This window comes from Sphingobium sp., from assembly GCF_049304695.1.
Lineage (GTDB): Bacteria > Pseudomonadota > Alphaproteobacteria > Sphingomonadales > Sphingomonadaceae > Sphingobium.
The window spans coordinates 70,180-90,967 of the sequence record NZ_JBAQOK010000061.1 but is presented as its reverse complement, the minus strand read 5'-3'; the positions used below and the strand labels follow the sequence as shown (position 1 = coordinate 90,967).

Genomic DNA, 20,788 nt, shown 5'->3' with positions numbered 1-20,788 from the left:
GCCAAGGCAAAGGCCCGGCCACGCTGAACGCGCAGGTTGCCGCAGTCGTCCAAGGGGGGCGGACGCGGTAAACACGCAGACGGGGGGCGGCCAGACGTCGAACGATTTGGGTTAAAAAATCGACGTTAGGGCCAAGAACCGCATGTTTTTGAGTCATAATGAGTTTTCGTCTGAAAGCCGCGATCATTGCGGCCTTTGCTTTGTCCGCCACCGCTGCGGTCACTGCTTCTGAAATGTCGATCGCTGGCGAATCGATTTCTTCGGTATCCTCCATCCCCAATGCGCTCAACGTAGCGCCATCGGCCGGCTCGACGCCCGCCGTGATCTTTTCAGCGCCGCGCGAAATCGCGCAGCCGCTCGTTTCGGCCAAGAAGGCCGATTCATCCTTTTCCACCGACTCCGATTTTCAGGCGAACAGCCTCGCGGCTCTGGTCGATGCCCAGGGCGACGCCGAACCGCTGGACGGCGACATGAAATGCCTGGCCGGGGCGGTCTATTTCGAATCGAAGGGCGAAAGCCTGGAAGGCCAGTTGGCCGTTGCCCGCGTGATCATCAACCGGGCGAAGTCCGGTCGCTTTGCAAGCAGCCTGTGCGGCGTGGTGTATCAGCCCAGCCAGTTCAGCTTCGTGCGCGGTGGTGGGATGCCGCCCGTGCGCATGCAGAGCGAAAGCTGGCGCCAGGCCGTTGCCATCGCCCAGATCGCGATGGACGACAGCTGGAACAGCCGGGCGGAAGGCGCCTTGTTCTTTCATGCGCGTCGCGTTTCCCCGTCATGGGGGAAAGCCAAGCTGGCTTCGATCGACAATCATATCTTTTATCGCTGAGTTTCGTTTCGGCGGACTGTGATCGGCGAACAGGAAAAGACCGATTTGGCAGGATGTCGAATCGGTCTTTTCTTTTGTTCCCTTCATGTTCTAATGTCGCGGCATGAATGATGCGGTTGATACTCTCGTAGCGGACGGTTGTTCGCCCCTGACGGATGGCACGGCGCTGGCCGTGGCGCGCGGGACGCTACGGCTATTTTTCCGTCATGACATGAGCGGCATCATGGAAGTGCCGCTGCCCAATGGCCGCCGCGCCGACATCATGGCGATCGACGGGGCCGGGCGGCTGACTATCGTGGAAATCAAATGCAGTCGCGCCGATTTGCTGGGCGACATGAAATGGCCTGACTATTTCGATTATTGCGACCGGTTCTTCTGGGCGGTGCCTGCGGGGTTCGACCTGACCCCGTTCGATAGCGATGCACTGTGGCCGACACGCACCGGGCTGATCGTGGCGGATCAATATGATGCGGAACTGGTGCGGCCCGCGCCGGTGGAGCCGCTGGCCGCAGCGCGACGCAAGGCGGAAACGCTACGCTTTGCCCGGCGCGCTGCGCGGCGGCTGACGGCGATCAACGATCCTGACCATACCGCAGAGCTGGGCGGCCGGTGGGGTTAGGGCATGATGACCTTAACACGGGCAATGTTCGTTTCGAACGAAGCGAGAAACGCAGGCACTGCGCTATAGGCTTCTCGACTTCGCTCGAAGCGAACGAATAGGGGTGCGTTAAAACACCGGTCCCTGCACTGGACCCTTGGGAGCGCTGCTGGCTTTGGCGGCGGCGAGCGCTTCGATAAGGCCGGGAGTGCGGCCGTCACGCTCGGCATAGTCGCGGGCGGACATGCCGGCGATGGCGTCGCGGCGTTCGGGGTTTGCGCCCTGCGCCACGAGCAGGCGGACAAGGCCAACGTCGCGCAACTGCACGGCGCGGATCAGCGGGGTTTCGCCGCTATTGTTTACCTTGTCGACCTGCGCCTTGAAACTCAGCAGCGTGCGCACGCCCTCCTCGAACCGGCCCTGCACCGCATCCATCAGGGGTGTGTTGCCGTCATTGTCGGTCAGGTTGGGGTTTGCGCCCTTGGCCAGCAGGAAGCTGAGCCAGGTCGGGTCGCGACGGGTGACGACGATGTGCAGCGCATTTTCGCCGCTGTTGACGTCGCGGCTGTTAATCACGGTGGAGCCGGGCTTTTGAACCAGGTCGGTGACCTTTTGCCCGTCCTTGTCCTTCACGGCTTTGAGGAAGTTATAACTGTCGGAAAACTGGGCCTGCGCGACATTGGGGGTCATCGCCACCAGCGCCATCGATCCCAGAAAAGCCAAGCTCCACATCTTTGTCATCGCGCGCCCCGTTGCATTTGCAAATCATGTCCTAGCAAGGCATGGCTGGTCCTGTCATGAACAAAGCCAAGATCGCCTTCGCCCTGCCGCTTCTATGCCTGCTGGCCGCCTGTAATATGGGTGCTGGCGACAATGCATCAAGCGGGAACAGCGAACAGGGCGAATTGGTCGGCGCGCGGATCGGCGCGCCCTTCACCCTGACCAACCAGAATGGCCAGTCGGTCCAGTGGGACGATTTCAAAGGCCAGTACCGCCTTGTCTATTTCGGCTACACCTATTGCCCCGACGTGTGCCCCGTCGATCTGCAACGCATCATGCAGGCCTTTGGCAGGTTCGAGAAGGACAAGCCTGCACTGGCGGCCAGGGTGCAGCCGATGCTGATCAGCGTCGATCCGGCGCGCGATACGCCAGCGGTGCTGAAAACCTATGTCGCGGCCTTTCACCCGCGCCTCATCGGCCTGACGGGGACGAAGGATCAGATCGCCAGGGTCGCCAAAGATTTCGCCGTCATCTATAATGTCGAACAGAAGCCCGGCGCCACCGACTATCAGGTCGGTCACAGCCGGACGCCCTATCTGTTCGACACGGACGGCAAGCCGGTCGCGCTGGTGCCGGTGGATGATCCGGGGACGCCGGATGTGGACGAAGGCGCGCCGGACAAGGTGCTCGCCTTTCTGGAAAAATGGGTCAAGTGACGCCGTTCTGGGAAAAGCCGCTCGACCAGCTCGACCGCGCGCAGTGGGAAGCGCTGTGCGACGGGTGCGGCAAATGCTGTCTGCATAAGGCGGAGGATGAGGATACGGGGCGTATCTATCCGACCAACGTCGCGTGCCGCCTGCTCGACCGGCACAGCGCGCAATGCACCAATTACAAGAATCGCCGGACCTTCGTGCCCGATTGCGTGCGGTTGACGCCGACCAAGGTCAAGCAGATCGGCTGGCTGCCCCGGACATGCGCCTATCGCCTGCGCGAAGACGGCCTGCCGTTGCCGGACTGGCATTATCTGGTGTGCGGCGACCGGGAAGCGGTGCATCGTGCGCGGCAATCCATCCGGGGGTGGACGGTAGCAGAGTCGGAGGCAGGCGATCTGGAAAACCATCTTGTCGACCGCGAAATCTGAAGCGGAATCCAGCGCCGCGATCCTGATCGACGGCGTAGCGATGCCGGTGCGGGTGCGCCGGTCGGCACGGGCGCGGGCGTATAAGCTGACGATGGACGGCACGCGCGGCGAATTGCGCCTATCGTTGCCGATGCGGGGGAACCTGAAACGGGCGCTTGGCTGGGCGCAGGATCATGAAGGCTGGGTGCGCGCGCAACTGGCGCAGCAACCCGCGATCACCCGGCTGGACGATGGCGCGGTCTTTCCGCTGGAGGGACGCGACGTCCAGATATGCTGGGTCGCGGGCGCGACGCGCACGATCCGGCTGGAGGGCGACCGGCTGCTGCTAGGCGGGGCGGCAGAGTCTGTGAGCGCGCGAGTGATGCGCTGGCTGGTCACGCGGGCGCGGGCGGTGCTGGAAACCGAAAGCCATGAACTCGCGCGCGATCAGGGGCTGATCGTCGCGTCGGTGGGCGTGGGCGATCCACGCACCCGCTGGGGCAGTTGCACCTCGTCAGGCGCGATCCGCTACAGCTGGCGGCTGATCCTGTGTCCACCCCATGTGCGGCGCGCGACGGTGGCGCATGAACTGGCGCATCTGCTGCATATGGATCATAGCGCGGCGTTCCATGCGGCTCATGCGCGGATATATGGGGCCGATCCCCGGCCAGCGCGCGCATGGCTGCGCAGCCATGGCGCGGGGCTGCATCGCTACACGGCCTGATTGGTGGCCGGGCAGGGGTGGTCTGCGTCGCGACGATGCGCGAGGCCGCAGGCGGCGCAGACGATATGATCGCCCGGTTGCAGGCCATGGCCAACGGCGACTCGTTCATCGAACACATAACAGTCGCCCTGCCACCGGCTGTCCGCTGCAGGCATTTCCTCCAGATAGCGTAATATGCCGCCGCGCAGGTGATAGACGTCATCGAAGCCGCGCGCCTTGACCAAGGCGGTCGATTTTTCGCAGCGGATGCCGCCGGTGCAGAACATCGCGATCTTGGGCGTGCGGCCCTGCGCCTTCAGGTCGGCGGCAAAGCGGTCGAACCAGTCGGGAAATTCGCGGAAGGAGGCGGTGGCAGGATCGATCGCCCGGTCGAAGGTGCCGACGGCGACCTCATAGGCGTTGCGCGTGTCGATGACCACCGTGTCCGGGTCGGCGATCAGCGCGTTCCATGCGGCCGGGTCGACATGCGTGCCAGCCCGATGTGCCGGGTCCAGATCGCCCACGCCCAGCGTCACGATCTCCGCTTTCACCTTCACCTTCATGCGCCCGAATGGCGCGGTGTCGGCGGCGGAATATTTGACGTCGAGGTCCGCGCAGCCGGGCAGGGCGCGGATATGGGCGACGAGGCGGGCGATGGCGTCCGCATCGCCAGCGACCGTGCCGTTGATCCCCTCCGTCGCCAGGATCAGCGTGCCGTACGTCCCCAGCGTGGCGCATAGCGTGCGCAGATCGGCGGCGATCGTCTGCGGATCGGGGAAGGACGCAAAGCGATAGAGGGCGGCTACGGTGTAAGCGGACATGGCGCGGCTATAGCGGCACGCGCTTTGTCTTGAAAGCTATGGCCCGAACGCGCATAGGCAGGGCTATGGTTCCCCTTTCGTTCGCGGATCACGCTTTTCTGGCCCTGCCCGAAGCGGCGCTTTACTGGCCCGCCCAGCGCGCGTTGCTGATTGCCGACCTGCATTTTGAAAAGGCGAGCTGGTTCGCGCGCTTCGGCCAGTTCCTGCCACCCCATGACAGCGAAGCGACGCTGGACGTGATCGAGGCGATGGTGGAGCGCACCGGTGCGCAGTCGGTCTGGTCATTGGGCGACAGTTTCCATGATGCGGGCGGCGCGGCACGGCTGGACCCGCGTGCGCGCGATCGGCTTCATGCCCTGACGGATCGGCTGGACTGGACCTGGATCACCGGCAATCATGACATTGGCGTGGCGCAGATGCCGGGCGGACGCCGGGTGGCGGAGGCGCAGGTGAGCGGCATATGGTTGCGGCATGAAGCGGTGGCGGACGATCCGCGACCCGAAATTTCCGGCCATTTCCATCCCAAGCTGCGCCTGTCACTGCGCGGACGGCATGTGTCGCGGCGCTGCTTCGTGGGATCGGCGACGAAGCTGATTCTACCGGCACTCGGCGCGCTGACCGGGGGGCTGGATGCGGGGCATGGAGAGATTCGGCGGGCTGTGGGACCGGGGGCAAGCGCGCTGGTGCCGGTCGCGGACCGATTGCTCCGCTTTCCGTTATCGTAAAGCGACGTTACGGAAAGCGGATATCGACCGTTGTATTTGTGCAACGCGTCATGAAGATCGCGCTTACCGATTCATTAAAAGTCGCGGAAATGCTGGGGTCTATTGCCATCGTCCTGCTGTGGCAGCATAATCGCGCAGAGTTTCGATATGGCAAAAAGCCGTGCGGACCAGGAGAGGACATGACCATCATGACAGACAAGAGCCGTTGGGCATCGACCGCCGCTATGATCGCACTCAGCCTGGGTGCGTCCGCCGCGATGGCGCAGGACAATGTCGCGCCGCAGGCCGCCGCCGACATCAACGAATCCGAAATCATCGTCACGGCCACGCGGCGCGCCAGCCCCCTGTCCGACGTGCCGATCGCCGTGTCCGCCGTGGGCGCGCAGGCGATGCAGAACAGCGGCGCGAGCGATATTCGCACGCTCAACCAGTTGGCGCCCTCGCTGCTGGTGTCCTCGACCGGATCGGAAGCCAATGCGTCGGCGCGTATTCGCGGCATCGGCACGGTGGGCGACAATCCAGGTCTGGAAAGCTCCGTCGCGGTGTTCATCGACGGCGTCTATCGATCGCGCACCGGCGCGGGCCTCAACGAACTGGGCGAAATCGAACGAGTGGAGGTGCTGCGCGGGCCGCAGGGCACGCTGTTCGGCCGTAACGCGTCGGCGGGCCTGATCAACATCATCAGCAAGGCGCCTGAGCGGACGTTCAGCGCGAAGGGCGAGATCACTTACGGCAATTATGATTATTGGCGGCTGTCTGGCCGCGTCACCGGGCCGATCGCGGAAGGCGTGGCACTCAGTCTGGACGGCGTATGGTCCAAGCGCGACGGCTTCTTCACGCTGCGTGATACGGCGGGCAACAAGGTCGGCGATACCAACGACCGCAACCGTTACTTCCTGCGCGGACAGGCATTGATCGAACCCAATGACGCGCTGTCGATCCGGCTGATCGGTGATTATACCAATCGCGATGAAAGCTGCTGCGGCGCGGCCTATACCGAATCGCGCGAACGGCGACCGCTGGCGGGGGGTGGCTATACCGATGCGCCGTTCAACCGGATCGCTGCGATTCTGGCAGGGCAGGGCAGCGTGATTGCCGCCGACCCCTATGACCGCAACCTGACCACCACGCCGGGCCGCGACTATGTCAGCAAGCTGCGCGACTGGGGCGTATCGGGCGAGGTCAATTATGACATGGGCGGCGTCAAGCTGACCAGCATCACCGCCTATCGCGACTATAAGTCCCGCGACTATGGCGATTATGACTATAACCGCGCTGACCTGCTCTACCGCGATCCCAATACCTATCGCCAGTTCAAGACCTTCACGCAGGAATTGCGCGCGCAGGGTTCGGCCTTCGGCGAGGCGCTCGACTGGCTGGTCGGCGGCTATTACGCCAATGAACGGCTGACATTGCAGGACAATGTCCGGTTCGGCGCGGACTATGGGCGCTTTGCGGCGTGCCGTTTGATGGCGGGCGCGGGCGTCAACAGCAATTTCAGCGCGGCGCAACTGTCCGCATGCGGCAGCGGTCTTGCCACTGGGGCATTGATCACCGGGACGCAGGCGCAGTTGAATGCCGGGCTTGCCCCGGCCATCCGCGCCAGCCTGATCGCGCAGGGCGTACCGGCCGCGCAGGCGACCGCGATCGCCAATGCGCAGGCGTCGGGCATTTCCACCGGCCTTGGCAACGGGCTGCGCGCGCTTGCTGCGATCCCGTCCGGCACCGGCGACGTCGCCTCGCTCTATCGGCAGAAGAGTGAGAATTGGGCGCTGTTCACGCACAATATCATCCATCTGACGAAGCGGCTCGATCTGACGGTGGGCCTGCGCTACACCCATGAAAGCAAGCGCTTCTCGTCCGATTTCAATAACAACAACGCGACCTGCGCGGCACTGCAGCCGGGGCTTGCCCCCATCGCCACCAACCCGGCGCTGGGCAGCGCGGCGACGCTGGCAGGCGGCATCCTGACGCTCGGCTGTCTGGGTAACGGATCGACCAGCCTCAACGCGCTCGACCTCAACGACAAGATCAGCGACGGCGAATTTTCCGGCACCGCCGTATTGTCGTGGAAGCCGACCGACGACCTGCTGCTCTATGGCAGCTATTCCAAGGGCTATAAGGCGGGCGGATACAATCTGGATCGCTTCCAGTTGGGATCGACCGGCCTGAACGCCGTGCCAGCCGTCTTTGCACCGCGCAGCAACGCCGATGTCGCCAGCCTGCGCTTTGCTGCGGAAAAGGTGGATTCATTTGAAGTCGGCCTGAAATACAGCCAGCCCAAATGGAGCGCCAACATCGCTGCGTTCCGGCAGGAGTTCAAGAATTTCCAGCTGAACACATTCAACGGCACCAGCTTCGTCGTGCAGAATATCAATGGATGCGACAGCGCACTGAGCGCGGCGCGGACCTGCGCTTCGGGCGATGTCGGGCCGGGCCTGACCAGTCAGGGCGTCGAACTGGAACTGACGGCCAGCCCGGTGCGCAACGTGCGCGTGTCCGGCGGCTTTACCTATGCGGAGGCGAAGTTCGCCAACCGGCTGGTGGGCAGCGGCAATGGAGCGGTGCCTTTGGACCCGGCGCTGTTCCTGCTGCCTGGCTCCATCAATAGCAACGCGCCCAAGATGGTGACGACGGCCAGCTTCGCCTGGACGCCGGAACTGGGGTCGAGCGGTCTGTCGGCGCTGTTCTACATCGATGGGCGCATGACCAGCGACTATAATACCGGGTCCGACCTGTTCCCCGAAAAGCGGCAGGATGGCTATGCCATCGCCAATGCGCGCATCGGCATCCGTGGACCCAACCAGCGGTGGGCGGTCGAATTCTGGGGCCAGAATATCTTCAACCAGAATTATACCCAGGTCGCGTTCAGCAGCCCGTTGCAATCGAGCAGCCCGGCGACATCGACCACTGGCCAGTTTGCGGGCGGCGCGCCGATGGCGAACCAGCTGATCTCCGCCTATCTGGCCGAACCGCGCACCTATGGCATCACGCTGCGTGGGAGTTTCTGATCGAAGGAAAGGTCCGTCTCCTCATGAGGCGGACCTTCATTCCGCTGGCTGGGCTACCGCCGGTTCGGCCGGTTTGCGACCTGTGATCCATGCAACGACGCGCGGCACCGGGCCGTTGCGGTCCATCCATGCGCTATAGGCGCGATAGTCCGGGTCGGCGGACAGATGCCGCTCCTCGGTCCTGGCGCGCCAGTAATAGACGGCGTTGGTGAGCGCCAGCATCGTGCAGTTGCGGATCATGTCGGTGGTCGATCCGCTGACCGTCAGGAAGGGCAGGGCGGAAAACCACCAGAAGAGATTCTTCGACAGATAGGCCGGGTGCCGCGTCCAGCGATAGGGACCGTGCGTCAAGATGCCGCGATGGGTCAGGTTGGAAAAGCGCAGGCCGAACGCCACCGTCGCCCAGGCGTAGACGCCGGTCAGCAACACCAGCCAGCCGCCCAGCAGCCATTGCAGCGCTGGTGCGCCCTGCGTCCAATGATCCCACTCCGCGCCGCCCGCATGATAATCGAGCGGCCCGCCAGCGCCCATCAGCACGAAGGGCGGGTAGCAGATCAAAGCCGCCAGCCATCCGCCAAGATAAGGATTGGCAGTGCGGATGTGCGAATCGAGCGGTTTGAACGTCAGGATGTAGCCGACCGTCGCCAGGCACACGTCGATCATGAACATGACTGCGATCAGGAACCCGGCGAGCGCAACCGGATGGGCCAGCGCGTCTTCTATCCGCCAATCCACGACGCTGGCGAAATTGCCCGGTACGATTGAGACCATGAAGGCGAGGAAGAAGCCCTTCACCGCCCATGCGCGCGCGTGATGGGCGACCTGTATCATGTCGGGCGCGCCCGACGCGCCGCCGATGACCCACTGGCCAAAGGCGTGAGCGCCGTCGCGCGGTTCGACCAGATGCCGGTCGATCCACAGGATGTAGGGGATTGACGCGATCAGCAGCCACGGCGCAGCAGCGGTGAACAGATCCATGGAAAATCGGTAATTGCCGCTCCAGTACCAGCGCGCCAGACAATAGAAGAGGGCGATGGCGCCCCATGTCGCCCAAAGGCCGACGATCTTGACCGCGCTGACGCGCCAGATGTCGCGCACGGCGCGGGAGGGGGCTTGCCAGTCGATGCCGGTCGATGCGTTGCGATGCACCTTGTCCACGATCAGCGACCACAGCACCATTGGCAGGCCGCAGGCGACGACGGCGGCGAAACCGGCGTTGGGACCGTTCATGCCATAATGGCGCGCCACCAGCGTCCAGAGGGCCAGCCCCGCCATCCCCGCGATACCTACGCCATGGCTGACGGCGGATGGGGGGCATGGATCATGGGGTGCGGGCATGGGGGATGCTGTAGCGAAAAATGGTAAGCAAGCGGTGAAAGCCTGCTTCCCGTCGCTCAGCCGCCGCCCAGCACGTTGATGGTGAACGCCAATATGCCCAGATTGAACAGGAAAGCGGCAAAACATTGGAACAGCGCCGTGCGCCGCATCGTCGTTTCCGTGATGGCCGTGTCGGACGTCTGGAACGTCATGCCCAATGTGAAGGCGAAATAGAGGAAATCCCAATAGCCCGGCTCATCGGTCTGCGGAAAATCCAGCCCGCCGCCATCCTGGCCCGCTGGACCCGGCAGATAATAATTATGGGCATAATGCATGGCGTAGACCAGATTGGAAAATGTCCATGCGATCAGCAATGTGGATAGCAGCAGCGCGACGGCGGACGCCTTGGCCCCGCCATGCTGGCCGACGGCCACCCCCACGGCGATCAGGACGACCAGACTGACGATGCCGGTCAATAGCAGCATTAGGTTGCGATTGGCGTCGTTGGCCGCCGCTTTGGCACGCATCGCCTTTGGATTGGAATCGATGAGCGGGACGACGGACACGAAGAAAGCGAGGGCGGCGATGTCGAACCCCGCCATCACCGCCTCATGCCATGGCAGAACCAGCGCCAGCGGCGCCATGGTCGCCAGCAGCGCCAGAAACATGCCGTAACGCCATGGGAAAATCGGCAGGGAAGCGGACGAACGGGCCATGGCGATCATCAAAGACGCAAAAGAACTGCCCTTGCAAGCCGCGTTTAGAGGACGGAGGCGATCAGCCCGCGCGCCTGCGCCTCATTGGCTTCCAGATACCAGTTTTCCGGCGCTTTTTTCAGCAATTCGTCCATCGTGATCTGCGATCCCAGGATCAGGTTCTGAAATCCTTCATTCTGGATAGCGATGGATGATTCGATCTCGTTCAGGGTTGCCTTGAGGGTCGCTATGCATGTGGACAGCGGTCCGGCGAGTTGGATTTTCTTTGTGATGACTCGCTCGTGGATCATCAGCCGGGTGCCGCGCGTCAGATAGCGGTTTTCCGCCGCAAAAAAACTCATGAAGGTCGCTCCCGCCGAATAGACCGCAGTCCGGCCCAGAAACACCAGCCGCCGTTCGGGATAGAGATCCGAATGAAAGCGAATATCCTCCCCCATCAGCCGGGCGATTTCCGGGTCGCCGCCTAAGGTAGACAGTTCGACGACGACCAGCCCCGTTTGCGATGCGGTGGACAGGCACTTTTTGAAATGCAGATACATGCCATGATCGACCGCGCCTGACAGCATGATCGCGGGAAATTCGAAATCCTTGGCGGTAAGAAGCGGCGCAGTGGCGAACATGCAATTATTCCTGTGTGTCGGGCAGTCGGGCAGGATTACGCACGAGCCTGCAAAAAGGTGCCGCGCTTTTGACTGGCGCCTGTCGTATGACACCCGTAAGGAACAGATCATGACCAAGGGATGGCGGGCATGATCGCGAAACTCAAAGGGCGGCTGGACAGTAGCGGCATCGACCATGCCATCATTGATGTGGGCGGGGTCGGCTATCTGGTCGGTGCGTCGTCCCGCACGCTGGCGGCGCTTGGCCCGGTGGGGGAAGCGGTGACCATCCATACCGAAATGCTGGTCGCGGCGGATTCCATCCGGCTGGTCGGCTTTGCCCGTGCGGAGGAACGCGACTGGTATCGGTTGCTGACCCATGTGCAGGGCGTGGGATCGCGTGTGGCGCTGGCCATATTGTCCGCACTCGAACCGCTTGAACTGCACCGCGCCGTGGCGGCGGGGGACAAGGCGATGATCGCGCGCGCCAATGGCGTGGGGCCGAAACTGGCGCAGCGGATCGTCAATGAATTGAAGGACAAGATCGGCACTGCGCCCGCTGGCGGCCCGATCGGCGTGGGCGTCGTCGCGCTGCCGCCTGGCGACCATAGTGCCGACGCGTTGTCCGCGCTTCAGAATCTGGGCTTCAAACCGCATGAGGCCAGCGTTGCCGTTGCCGCCGCCGTCGACGAACTGGGCGACGCTGCCTCGCTCGACGCGCTGGTGCGCATGGCGTTGCGTAAGGCGGCCAAGTGAGCGACGACGACCGCCTGATGACTCCGGCCCGCCGGATCGAGGATGTGGACGCGGCGTTGCGCCCCAAGTCGCTGGACGAATTTATCGGACAGGAAGCCGCGCGCGGCAATCTGCGAATCTTCATTCAGGCGGCCAAAGCGCGGGGGGAAGCACTCGATCATGTGCTGTTCTTTGGCCCACCCGGATTGGGCAAGACGACGCTGGCGCAGATCGTCGCCAAGGAAATGGGCGTGGGCTTTCGCGCGACGTCCGGCCCGGTCATCGCCAAGTCAGGCGATCTGGCCGCATTGCTCACCAATCTGGAACCCGGTGACGTCCTGTTCGTGGACGAAATCCACCGGCTCAGCCCAGCGGTCGAGGAAGTGCTGTATCCGGCGATGGAGGACCGCGCGCTCGACCTGATGATCGGGGAGGGGCCGTCGGCGCGATCCGTGCGCATCGACCTGCCGCCCTTCACGCTGGTGGGGGCAACGACGCGGCAGGGGTTGTTGACGACGCCGCTGCGCGACCGGTTCGGGATTCCGGTGCGGTTGCAATTTTATACGGTGGATGAACTGGAACTGGTGGTGCGTCGCGCCGCGCGCCTGCTCGACCTGGGGGTCACGTCCGATGGCGCGGTGGAGATTGCGCGCCGGTCGCGGGGGACGCCGCGCATTGCGGGACGGCTGCTGCGCCGGGTGCGCGACTTTGCCAATGTGGCAGGCGTGCCGACCGTGGATGCGAAGGTCGCCGATGCGGCGCTCATGCGGCTGGAGGTGGATCAGTTGGGCCTCGATCTGATGGACCGCCGTTACCTGATGATGATCGCCGACATTTATCGCGGCGGGCCGGTCGGCGTGGAAACGCTGGCAGCCGGGCTGTCCGAAGCGCGCGACACGATCGAGGAAGTGATCGAACCCTATCTGATCCAGTTGGGCCTGATCGCGCGGACGGCGCGGGGCCGCTGCCTCAATGGGCCGGGGTGGAAGCATCTGGGCCTTAACCCGCCGCAGGATGTGCAGAACGGCCTCTTCGATTAGGTGGCTGCTGAAAAGCCATGGCCGTTACAGCAAGGCGCAGCTATAGCGGACTGACTAAAGGAGGCGTGCGCCAGACGCGCCCGGACAGACAGGAGTTGCGCCTTGCGGGCCATCGAGAAATTCCCCAACCTGGTTACGATGTTCTTCGCCCGCGCCGGCGAAAAGTGCGACGCGCCCTTCCTGTGGCGCAAGAGCGAGGGTGCGTGGCATAGCCAAAGCTGGACAGAGGTCGCGCAACAGGTCGCATCGCTGACCGCCGCGCTCAAGGCATTGGGCCTGCGTCCGGGCGATCGGGTGATGCTGGTCAGCGAGAACCGGCCGGAATTCTGCATCGCTGATCTGGCCATCATGGCGGCGGGCTGCATCACCGTGCCGACCTACACCACCAACACGACGCGCGATCATCAACATATATTGACCGACAGCGGCGCGCGGGCGGTAATCGTTTCGACATCGAAACTAGCCCAGGCACTGATGCCCGCCGTCGTCCGGTCGCAGGCGAGCTTCGTCATTGGCATGGAGCCGCTGCGCGGTGCGCAGGGTCAGTGCAGCTGCCACCTGTGGAGCGACCTGATCGCGGCCCATGCAACGGCAGATGTAGGGCAATGTGCGCTGGCGCAGACCGCGACCCGCAACGATCAGGCCTGCATCATCTATACCAGCGGCACCGGCGGCGCACCGCGCGGCGTGATGCAGCATCACGGGTCGATCCTGTCCAACGTTGAGGGCGCAGGTCTGGTGGTCGCTCAGGACTTTGGCTGGGGTGATGAGGTGTTCCTGTCGTTCCTGCCGCTGTCCCATGCCTATGAACATAGCGGCGGCCAGTTCCTGCCAATGCTGCTGGCCGGGCAGATCTATTATGCCGAAGGGCTGGAAAAGCTGGCCGGCAATATCGAGGAAGCGCGCCCGACCATCATGGTCGTGGTGCCTCGCCTGTTCGAAGTGCTGCGCGCCCGCATCATCAAGTCGATCGAGAAGCAGGGCAAATTTCCCGCCTATCTGATGGGGCAGGCGCTGCGCATCGCAGCGCGGGAACAGCAGGGTCGGGGGTCGATTCTCGACAAGCCGATGAAGCTGATCCTGTCGCGCACGCTGATCCCCAAGGTGCGCGCGCGGTTCGGCGGGCGGATGAAGGCGCTGGTGTCGGGTGGCGCGCCGCTCAACCCCGATGTCGGCCTGTTTTTTGACGCGATGGGGCTGATCCTGTTGCAGGGCTATGGCCAGACCGAAGCCGGTCCGATCGTCAGCTGCAATCGCCCGGCGGCGGGCATTGCCATGGACACGGTCGGCCCGCCGCTGGACGGCGTGGAAGTGCAGATCGCGGAGGATGGCGAGATATTGGTGCGTGGCGAACTCGTCATGCACGGTTATTGGCGCAATCCGTCCGAAACCGAAAAGGTGCTGAAGGACGGCTGGCTCCACACCGGCGACATTGGCGAGATCGACGGCAAGGGCCGCATCCGCATCACCGATCGCAAGAAAGACCTGATCGTCAACGACAAGGGCGATAATGTGTCCCCGCAAAAGGTCGAGGGGATGCTGACGCTCCAGAGCGAGATCGGGCAGGCGATGGTCCACGGCGACCGGCGGCCCTATCTGGTTGGGCTGATCGTGCCGGACGCCGAATGGACGCGGGAATGGGCGCAGGAGAAAGGCGTGCCGGTGGAGGGGGTCGAGGCCGACCCAGCCTATATGGCGGCGTTGCGCGCGGCGGTGGACCGGGTGAATGGTGACCTGTCGGTGCTGGAACGGGTGCGCCGTTTCATCCTGGCCGATGAACCGTTCGCCATCGAAAATGAGGAAATGACGCCGTCGATGAAGATCCGTCGCCACGTTATCCGCAAACGCTATGCCGACCGGCTGGACGCGCTTTATAAGGGGTAAGGCCCGGTCAGTCCGTCGATTGCCGCCCATCCATCCGCGCCGATGCCGGGCAGCATATGCCGATGGCTGTGGTTTACGCCGCCCAGTGCCATGACGGGCATCCTTGCCTGACGCGCGAGTGCAGCGAAACGCACACGGCCCAGATGCGCCGCACCGGGATGGGAGCGGGTCGGGAAGAGCGGGGACAGCAGGATAAGGTCGGCGTGGTGGCGCCGGGCGGCCTGTATCTCCTTTGCGTCATGTGCAGCGGCGCTATGGAACATGCGTCCTGTCGCTTTGCGACCCGTTGGGCCATGCCATCCGTCAGCTTGCCACGCCATCGCCGTGCGGGCTTTCCCCGCCAGCAGTAGCGTTAGCCGCCGCCGTTGCGCGATGGCGCGCACGGCGTCGAACAGCGCGCGCCGGGCCTTGGGCTGAATGGAATAGTGGCGGAAGATGATGCCCGCGCACCCTTTTGGCAGTTGTCCGACGGCTGCGAGCATCGCCGCGTCGCTCACTCGTTCATCGGTCATCAGCCACAGGGACGGCAAGGCGGCGAAAGAGCGATTTTTGCGGTGGCGGGCGTGCATGACCCTGTCCTATAGCAGCGCGCATGACGACCGACACCATCGAAGCCGCAGAGCGGCTGGCCACCCTGCGCGAAAGCATCGACCGGGCTGCGCGCCTGACCGACCGCACAGCCGACGCCATCACCCTGATCGCCGTGTCCAAGATGCACGGGGCCGACGCCATCCTTCCGCTGATCGACGCGGGCCAGCGGGTGTTCGGCGAAAACCGTGTGCAGGAAGCACAGGATAAATGGCCTGCCCTGCAAGAAGCCTATGGCGACATCGCGCTGCATCTGGTGGGCCAGTTGCAATCGAACAAGGCCGCAGATGCGGTCGCTTTGTTCGACGTGATCCACAGCCTCGACCGCCCGTCGCTATTGACCGCGCTGGCCAAGGCGATGGACGCGGCGGACAAGCGCGTCCCCTGCTATATTCAGGTCAATATCGGGGCGGAGGCGCAAAAGGGTGGCTGTGCCATTGCCGATACGCCTGCGCTGATCGCGGCGGCGCGCGATGCGGACATTCCGTTGCTTGGCCTGATGTGCGTGCCGCCTGCGGACGTGGAGGCCGCGCCCTATTTCGCGCTACTGGCGAAGATGGCGCGGGAAGAAGGGCTGGAGCAGCTGTCCATGGGAATGTCGGGCGACTATGAAACGGCAATCATGCTGGGCGCGACCGACATTCGGGTAGGCAGCGCGTTGTTCGGCGCGCGGGATTGAGGCAAGGAAGGGCTGGCGTGACCCCGCCCATTGGTTTCAGAAACTTTCCTCGTCATAGACGCGGCTGACGTCACCCTGCCATTCGCCATGGTAGCGATCCAGCAGCCGTTCGGCGTGCGTCTTGCCCGAAGCGACCACTTCGTCCAGATCGGACAGATAGCCAGTTTCATTGTCGCCAGCAGCATTGAGCCGACCGCGTGCGGTGAGGCCTGACCGGGCGATGTCCAGCACGGGCCGGGCAATGTCACGCAGCGTGCGTCCGCCGCCGATCGGCGCATTGAGGCCCAGCTTCGGCACGGAATCGCGCAATATCTGGCGATCCTCCATGCTCCAGTCCTTGACCAGATCCCACGCGGCGTCGAGCGCCCCTTGATCGTAGAGCAGGCCGACCCACAGGGCCGGTAGCGCACAGATGCGACCCCATGGCCCGCCATCGGAGCCACGCATTTCCAGGAAACTTTTCAGGCGCACTTCGGGGAAGGCGGTGGACAGATGGTCCTCCCAATCCTTTTCCGTCGGCTTTTCACCCGGTAGGACGGACAGTTCGCCTTTCAGGAAATCGCGGAAGCTGAGGCCTGATGCGTCGATATATTTGCCGTCGCGGTAGACGAAATACATCGGCACATCGAGGGCGTAGTCGCAATAACGCTCATAACCAAAGTCGTCGTCGAACACGAAGGGCAGCATGCCAGTGCGCTGCGGATCGGTGTCGGACCAGATATGGCTGCGGTAGGACAGGAAGCCGTTCGGCTTGCCTTCGGTAAAGGGCGAATTGGCGAACAGCGCGGTGCCAAGCGGTTGCAGCGCCAGCGACACGCGGAATTTCTTCACCATGTCCGCTTCGCTGCCATAATCCAGATTGGTCTGGATCGTGCAGGTTCGCAGCATCATGTCGAGACCCATCGACCCCACGCGCGGCATGTGCCGCAGCATGATGTCATAGCGGCCCTTGGGCATGATCGGCAGTTCAGCGCGCGTCTTGTCGGGCCACATGCCAAGGCCGAGGAACCCTAGGCCGAGCATGTCGCCGACATATTTCACCTGTTCCAGATGGCGGCCGGTTTCGGCGCAGGTCTGATGCAGATTGTCGAGCGGCGCGCCCGACAGTTCGAGCTGGCCTGCCGGTTCCAGGCTGATCGTGCCATCGGCGCCGGACAGGGCGATGATATTCTCACCCTCGAACACCGGGTTCCAGCCATAGCGGGTCAGGCCGATCAGCAGCGTGTGGATGCCGCCTTTTTCCTGATAGCTGGGCGCATGATGATCCTTGCGGCTATAGACGAATTTTTCATGCTCGGTGCCGATGCGCCAGCGATCCTTGGGCTTTTCGCCGTTGGCGAAAGCCGCGATCATCTGGTCGCGGCTTTCGATGACGGGATCATGGTCCCCTGTATCGGTTCTCGTGCTCATGATCCGCCCTTACTGCTTCCCCAGTGCCCGTCAAACATTGTCGGGCGGCCCTCACATAAGGCCAGTCCGTCCCCGCTTCAATCCAATAGCGAAATGAAACTATTTCCAATCGCCGTTGATCGTCATCCACGCAGCGGTGGCGGCAATCGCGGCGGTTTCGGCGCGCAGGATGCGCGGGCCGAGCGAAAGCGGCACCGCGCGGGGATGGGCGCGAATTGCCTCACGCTCTTGGGGATCGAAGCCGCCCTCCGGCCCGATCAGCATGGCGGCGGGGCCGGGATGCGCGGTCAGGGTGGCGTGCAGGGGCTGCCCGCCGGTTTCATCGGCGAAGAACAGCCAGCGATTGTCAGGCAAATTTTTCAGTAGCGCATCCAGCTTCATCATCGGCACAAGATCGGGCAGGGCGGTGCGGCCGCATTGTTCGGCCGCTTCGACCAGATGGGCGTGGAGCCTGTCGAAATTCAGTTTGTCGACCACCGCCCGCCGCGTCAGCACCGGTTGCAGCCGCGCAACGCCCAGTTCGCACGCTTTTTCTGCGATCAGGTCGATGCGGCCTTTCTTGATCGGTGCGCAGCAGAGCCAGAAATCGGGTACGACTTCCGGCGCTTTGGTCTGGCTGATACACTCCAGCACCAGATCGCGCTTGCGGATGTCGCGCGCACGCGCGGCCCATTCGCCCGACCGGCCATCGAACAGCAGGACGATGTCGTCCTCCTTCACGCGCATGACGCTGATCAGATAATGGGCCGGGTTGCCATCGACCGGCACGACGACGGCCTCGCCCAACTGGGTTTCGACATGCAGGCGCGGGGCGCTTTGCGGGGGCCAGGCGGGGGTTGCGGTCATTTTGTCTCTTCCGTTCCGGCTATGCTTGTCGAAGCCTCTTTCTTCCCTAAAGAGAAGGTGAGGCCTGGGACAAGCATAGCCTGAACGGAGCAGAAGTGAATCAGACGATCGTTCCCGACAGTCAGGCGCGCGGCCTGCTGGCCCGATTGCCCGCCACGCCGCGCGCATTGGCGTTGCTGGCGCGGTTCGACCGGCCGATTGGCTGGTGGCTGTTGTTCTGGCCCGGTGCATGGGCAGTCGCGCTGGCTGGTGGCGGAGTGGTCCGCTGGGCGCTGATCGGCTGGCTGTTGCTGGGTGCGATCGCGATGCGGGGCGCGGGGTGCGTGTTCAACGATATCGTCGATCGCGATCTGGACGCGAAGGTCGCGCGCACTGCCGCCCGGCCGTTGGCGAGCGGGGCGATGGCGGTCAAGGTCGCGTGGGCCTGGCTTCTGGCGCTATGCCTCATTGGCCTGATCGTGCTGCTGCAATTGCATCTGTATGCGCAGGTCGTCGCGCTGGCCTCGCTGGCGCTGGTGGCGGCCTATCCGTTCATGAAGCGGATTACCGGCTGGCCGCAGATATGGCTGGGCCTCGTATTTTCCTGGGCCGCGCTCGTGGGGTGGAGCGAGGTGGCAGGATCGCTGACGCTGCCGGGGCTTTTGCTCTATGCGGGAACGATTTTCTGGGTTGTGGGCTATGACACCATCTATGCGATGCAGGACCGGGAGGATGATGCGCTGATCGGAATAGGGTCGAGCGCGCTGTCGATGGGTCGGCATGTGCGAATGGGGGTCATGCTTTGTTATTTGGCGGCACTGGGCCTATGGGGTGGCGCACTATGGGTGGTGCGGCCGCAAATACTGGCGCTTGCCGCGCTGCTGCCGATCGCCGTCCATCTGGGCTGGCAGGTCATCACTTTGAAGGAGGACGGCATCGACCCGCTCGCCAAGTTCCGCTCCAACCGCTTTGCCGGGCTGTTGGTCTTTTGCGCCTGTATCGTGGTGGGTAACGCATGAGCGTGCCGCAACCAGGTGACAATTGCTGGCGCATCGCGCGCGCCACGCAGGCCAGTACCATCATCGACGCCGACGCCTATTTCCGGCATGCCCGCGCCGCCATGATCAAGGCGAAGAAGCGGATCATGCTGATCGGCTGGGACTTCGATGCCGCGATCAGCCTGATCCGCGAAGACGAAGCGCAGGATGGCGCGCCGGCGGTGATCGGCGATTTCATCAGCTGGCTGGTCGAACGCAGCCCGGACCTTGAAATCTTTCTGCTGCGCTGGGACGTCGGCGCAATGAAGGCGATGGTGCGGCCCAGTAATCTGTTCACCACGATCAAATGGATGGCGCATCCGCGCGTGACGGTGAAGATGGACAGCCATCATCCGCCCGCCGCTTCCCATCATCAAAAGATCGTCGTGATCGACGATTGCTTCGCCTTTTGCGGCGGCATCGACATGACCGGCGACCGGTGGGACACGCGCCATCATCGCGACGAGGAGCCGGGGCGGCTGCATCCCGACGGATCGCCCTATAGCCCATGGCACGACGCCACGACCGCGCTGAGCGGACCGGTCGCCGTCGCGCTGGGCGACCATGCCCGCAACCGGTGGAAAGGTGCGGGGGGCGACGACCTGCTGCCCGTGGAGGGCGTGGAGGATTGCTGGCCCGATGCGCTCAAGGTGCAGTTTACGAACGTCGATGTCGCCATTTCCCGGTCCGCGCCGGAGATGGACGATCAGGACGGCATAAGGGAGATCGAGCGACTTTATCTCGATCAGATCGCGTCGGCCAAGCGCTGTATCTACGCCGAAAGCCAGTATTTCGCGTCGCGCCGGATTGCCGAAGCCATTGCCCGGCGTCTGGACGAAGCGGATGGGCCGGACATCGTCATCGTCAACCCGACGCAGGCGGACGGCTGGCTGGAACAGCAGGCGATGGACACGGCGCGCGCGCGCCTGTTCGAAGCGCTCAAGGCCCGCGATACCCATGGCCGCTTTCGCATCTATCACCCCTTTACCCAGCGCGGCGTGCCGATTTACGTCCATGCCAAGATATTGATCGTGGACGACCGGCTGATCCGTGTGGGATCGTCCAACATGAATAACCGATCGATGCGGCTGGACACGGAATGTGACGTGACGATCGACACGGCCCTGCCTGTCAATGCGGAGTGCGGCGCGCAGATACTGGCGATACGCGACGACCTGATCGCCGAACATCTCGACCTGCCAGCCGAGCGGGTGGCGGGCGTGATCGCGGCGCGCGGGTTGATCGCGGGGATCGAGGAGATGCGGCAGAAGCCCGGCCGCACGCTGCGCCCCTATGAGACGCCTGACCTCAACGATGTGCAGGCGTGGCTTGCGGACAATGAGATACTCGATCCCGAAGGGCCGGAGGAGATGTTCGAGTCGATCAGCGAACGCGGGTTGTTTCGCCGGATGAAGGGGTGGTTCGGGCGGAACTAG

General features: G+C 63.6%; 21 protein-coding genes. 13 read left to right on the top strand and 8 right to left on the bottom strand.

The genetic code is table 11. The features are described 5' to 3' along the window. Positions 1 to 158: 158 nt before the first annotated feature. Together WA070_RS10225 and WA070_RS10220 are read left to right on the top strand one after the other, a co-directional pair. Positions 159 to 824 (top strand): cell wall hydrolase, encoded by a 666-nt coding sequence (locus WA070_RS10225; RefSeq protein ID WP_422633866.1) that lies wholly within the window; start codon positions 159 to 161, stop codon positions 822 to 824. A 103-nt stretch (positions 825 to 927) separates the two neighbouring features. Continuing rightward, complete coding sequence (locus WA070_RS10220; protein ID WP_422633865.1) at positions 928 to 1,443, top strand: MmcB family DNA repair protein; 516 nt, start codon at positions 928 to 930, stop codon at positions 1,441 to 1,443. 108 nt (positions 1,444 to 1,551) lie between these two features. Here the strand turns inward: WA070_RS10220 and WA070_RS10215 are convergent, their stop codons facing one another. Next, entirely contained in the window at positions 1,552 to 2,163 is a 612-nt protein-coding gene (locus WA070_RS10215) for an ankyrin repeat domain-containing protein (protein ID WP_422633864.1), read from the bottom strand. Positions 2,164 to 2,204: 41 nt separating this feature from the next. Here WA070_RS10215 and WA070_RS10210 point away from each other — a divergent pair, with 41 nt between their 5' ends. Genes WA070_RS10210 through WA070_RS10200 form a run of 3 tightly spaced genes read left to right on the top strand, consistent with a single transcriptional unit; the run spans position 2,205 to position 3,986 of the window. After that, entirely contained in the window at positions 2,205 to 2,858 is a 654-nt protein-coding gene (locus tag WA070_RS10210) for an SCO family protein (RefSeq protein ID WP_422633863.1), read from the top strand. Further along, positions 2,846 to 3,283, top strand: a complete 438-nt coding sequence (locus tag WA070_RS10205) for a YcgN family cysteine cluster protein (RefSeq protein ID WP_422633862.1) — start codon at positions 2,846 to 2,848, stop codon at positions 3,281 to 3,283. The genes WA070_RS10210 and WA070_RS10205 overlap by 13 nt, the downstream gene beginning before the upstream one ends. A gap of 40 nt (positions 3,284 to 3,323) precedes the next feature. Continuing rightward, a complete protein-coding gene (locus tag WA070_RS10200) occupies positions 3,324 to 3,986 on the top strand; it encodes a M48 family metallopeptidase (RefSeq protein WP_422633903.1) in 663 nt (220 codons plus the stop codon). Here WA070_RS10200 and WA070_RS10195 read toward each other — a convergent pair. Continuing rightward, positions 3,974 to 4,786: a rhodanese-related sulfurtransferase gene (locus WA070_RS10195; protein ID WP_422633861.1), complete on the bottom strand. Its 813-nt coding sequence runs from the start codon at positions 4,784 to 4,786 to the stop codon at positions 3,974 to 3,976. The two genes, WA070_RS10200 and WA070_RS10195, sit on opposite strands and share 13 nt — an antisense overlap. Positions 4,787 to 4,851: 65 nt before the next feature. On the opposite strand from WA070_RS10195, the gene pdeM reads away from it, so the two are divergent. Both pdeM and WA070_RS10185 read left to right on the top strand, forming a co-directional pair. Beyond that, positions 4,852 to 5,511: a ligase-associated DNA damage response endonuclease PdeM gene (pdeM, locus tag WA070_RS10190; protein WP_422633860.1), complete on the top strand. Its 660-nt coding sequence runs from the start codon at positions 4,852 to 4,854 to the stop codon at positions 5,509 to 5,511. A gap of 188 nt (positions 5,512 to 5,699) precedes the next feature. Beyond that, positions 5,700 to 8,522, top strand: a complete 2,823-nt coding sequence (locus tag WA070_RS10185) for a TonB-dependent receptor (RefSeq protein WP_422633902.1) — start codon at positions 5,700 to 5,702, stop codon at positions 8,520 to 8,522. A 36-nt stretch (positions 8,523 to 8,558) separates the two neighbouring features. On the opposite strand, the gene WA070_RS10180 is transcribed toward WA070_RS10185, so the two are convergent. The 3 genes from WA070_RS10180 to WA070_RS10170 are packed head-to-tail and all read right to left on the bottom strand — an operon-like array spanning position 8,559 to position 11,175. Next, positions 8,559 to 9,860 (bottom strand): methyltransferase family protein, encoded by a 1,302-nt coding sequence (locus tag WA070_RS10180; RefSeq protein WP_422633859.1) that lies wholly within the window; start codon positions 9,858 to 9,860, stop codon positions 8,559 to 8,561. A gap of 56 nt (positions 9,861 to 9,916) precedes the next feature. Then, complete coding sequence (locus WA070_RS10175; protein WP_422633858.1) at positions 9,917 to 10,555, bottom strand: DUF1345 domain-containing protein; 639 nt, start codon at positions 10,553 to 10,555, stop codon at positions 9,917 to 9,919. Positions 10,556 to 10,599: 44 nt separating this feature from the next. Beyond that, positions 10,600 to 11,175: a peptidase S14 gene (locus tag WA070_RS10170; RefSeq protein ID WP_422633857.1), complete on the bottom strand. Its 576-nt coding sequence runs from the start codon at positions 11,173 to 11,175 to the stop codon at positions 10,600 to 10,602. A gap of 129 nt (positions 11,176 to 11,304) precedes the next feature. Here WA070_RS10170 and ruvA point away from each other — a divergent pair, with 129 nt between their 5' ends. From ruvA to WA070_RS10155, 3 genes are all read left to right on the top strand, one after another. After that, the gene (ruvA, locus tag WA070_RS10165; RefSeq protein ID WP_422633856.1) at positions 11,305 to 11,910 is read left to right on the top strand and encodes a Holliday junction branch migration protein RuvA; all 606 of its coding nucleotides are present in this window, start codon (positions 11,305 to 11,307) and stop codon (positions 11,908 to 11,910) included. After that, complete coding sequence (ruvB, locus tag WA070_RS10160) at positions 11,907 to 12,929, top strand: Holliday junction branch migration DNA helicase RuvB (protein ID WP_422633855.1); 1,023 nt, start codon at positions 11,907 to 11,909, stop codon at positions 12,927 to 12,929. Before ruvA ends, ruvB begins: the two co-directional genes overlap by 4 nt. A 138-nt stretch (positions 12,930 to 13,067) precedes the next feature. Beyond that, positions 13,068 to 14,813, top strand: coding sequence for an AMP-dependent synthetase/ligase (locus WA070_RS10155; RefSeq protein WP_422633901.1), 1,746 nt, complete (start codon positions 13,068 to 13,070; stop codon positions 14,811 to 14,813). On the opposite strand, the gene WA070_RS10150 is transcribed toward WA070_RS10155, so the two are convergent. Beyond that, complete coding sequence (locus tag WA070_RS10150; protein WP_422633854.1) at positions 14,801 to 15,382, bottom strand: thiamine phosphate synthase; 582 nt, start codon at positions 15,380 to 15,382, stop codon at positions 14,801 to 14,803. The genes WA070_RS10155 and WA070_RS10150 overlap by 13 nt on opposite strands. Positions 15,383 to 15,405: 23 nt before the next feature. Between WA070_RS10150 and WA070_RS10145 the strand changes: the two genes are divergently transcribed. Continuing rightward, the gene (locus WA070_RS10145) at positions 15,406 to 16,080 is read left to right on the top strand and encodes a YggS family pyridoxal phosphate-dependent enzyme (RefSeq protein ID WP_422633853.1); all 675 of its coding nucleotides are present in this window, start codon (positions 15,406 to 15,408) and stop codon (positions 16,078 to 16,080) included. A 36-nt stretch (positions 16,081 to 16,116) separates the two neighbouring features. On the opposite strand, the gene WA070_RS10140 is transcribed toward WA070_RS10145, so the two are convergent. Beyond that, the gene (locus tag WA070_RS10140; protein ID WP_422633852.1) at positions 16,117 to 17,490 is read right to left on the bottom strand and encodes a glutamate--cysteine ligase; all 1,374 of its coding nucleotides are present in this window, start codon (positions 17,488 to 17,490) and stop codon (positions 16,117 to 16,119) included. A gap of 99 nt (positions 17,491 to 17,589) precedes the next feature. After that, on the bottom strand, positions 17,590 to 18,336 hold the full coding sequence (locus WA070_RS10135) for a 16S rRNA (uracil(1498)-N(3))-methyltransferase (protein WP_422633851.1): 747 nt from the start codon (positions 18,334 to 18,336) through the stop codon (positions 17,590 to 17,592). Between the two features lie 95 nt (positions 18,337 to 18,431). Here WA070_RS10135 and ubiA point away from each other — a divergent pair, with 95 nt between their 5' ends. Beyond that, positions 18,432 to 19,334 carry a 4-hydroxybenzoate octaprenyltransferase gene (gene ubiA, locus WA070_RS10130; protein ID WP_422633850.1) on the top strand — a complete coding sequence of 301 codons (903 nt, stop codon included), beginning with the start codon at positions 18,432 to 18,434 and terminating at the stop codon, positions 19,332 to 19,334. Next, entirely contained in the window at positions 19,331 to 20,788 is a 1,458-nt protein-coding gene (locus WA070_RS10125) for a phospholipase D-like domain-containing protein (RefSeq protein ID WP_422633849.1), read from the top strand. Before ubiA ends, WA070_RS10125 begins: the two co-directional genes overlap by 4 nt.

Bases quoted from the DNA above. Each gene is read 5' to 3' on its own strand.
- pdeM (WP_422633860.1), top strand. From the start codon at position 4,852: ATGGTTCCCCTTTCGTTCGCGGATCACGCTTTTCTGGCCCTGCCCGAA.
- WA070_RS10170 (WP_422633857.1), bottom strand. From the start codon at position 11,175: ATGTTCGCCACTGCGCCGCTTCTTACCGCCAAGGATTTCGAATTTCCC.
- WA070_RS10215 (WP_422633864.1), bottom strand. From the start codon at position 2,163: ATGACAAAGATGTGGAGCTTGGCTTTTCTGGGATCGATGGCGCTGGTG.
- ruvA (WP_422633856.1), top strand. From the start codon at position 11,305: ATGATCGCGAAACTCAAAGGGCGGCTGGACAGTAGCGGCATCGACCAT.
- WA070_RS10135 (WP_422633851.1), bottom strand. From the start codon at position 18,336: ATGACCGCAACCCCCGCCTGGCCCCCGCAAAGCGCCCCGCGCCTGCAT.
- WA070_RS10210 (WP_422633863.1), top strand. From the start codon at position 2,205: ATGGCTGGTCCTGTCATGAACAAAGCCAAGATCGCCTTCGCCCTGCCG.
- WA070_RS10140 (WP_422633852.1), bottom strand. From the start codon at position 17,490: ATGAGCACGAGAACCGATACAGGGGACCATGATCCCGTCATCGAAAGC.
- WA070_RS10195 (WP_422633861.1), bottom strand. From the start codon at position 4,786: ATGTCCGCTTACACCGTAGCCGCCCTCTATCGCTTTGCGTCCTTCCCC.
- WA070_RS10175 (WP_422633858.1), bottom strand. From the start codon at position 10,555: ATGGCCCGTTCGTCCGCTTCCCTGCCGATTTTCCCATGGCGTTACGGC.
- WA070_RS10155 (WP_422633901.1), top strand. From the start codon at position 13,068: ATGTTCTTCGCCCGCGCCGGCGAAAAGTGCGACGCGCCCTTCCTGTGG.
- WA070_RS10225 (WP_422633866.1), top strand. From the start codon at position 159: ATGAGTTTTCGTCTGAAAGCCGCGATCATTGCGGCCTTTGCTTTGTCC.
- WA070_RS10205 (WP_422633862.1), top strand. From the start codon at position 2,846: ATGGGTCAAGTGACGCCGTTCTGGGAAAAGCCGCTCGACCAGCTCGAC.
- WA070_RS10200 (WP_422633903.1), top strand. From the start codon at position 3,324: ATGCCGGTGCGGGTGCGCCGGTCGGCACGGGCGCGGGCGTATAAGCTG.
- WA070_RS10180 (WP_422633859.1), bottom strand. From the start codon at position 9,860: ATGCCCGCACCCCATGATCCATGCCCCCCATCCGCCGTCAGCCATGGC.
- WA070_RS10125 (WP_422633849.1), top strand. From the start codon at position 19,331: ATGAGCGTGCCGCAACCAGGTGACAATTGCTGGCGCATCGCGCGCGCC.
- WA070_RS10185 (WP_422633902.1), top strand. From the start codon at position 5,700: ATGACAGACAAGAGCCGTTGGGCATCGACCGCCGCTATGATCGCACTC.
- WA070_RS10145 (WP_422633853.1), top strand. From the start codon at position 15,406: ATGACGACCGACACCATCGAAGCCGCAGAGCGGCTGGCCACCCTGCGC.
- WA070_RS10150 (WP_422633854.1), bottom strand. From the start codon at position 15,382: ATGCACGCCCGCCACCGCAAAAATCGCTCTTTCGCCGCCTTGCCGTCC.
- WA070_RS10220 (WP_422633865.1), top strand. From the start codon at position 928: ATGAATGATGCGGTTGATACTCTCGTAGCGGACGGTTGTTCGCCCCTG.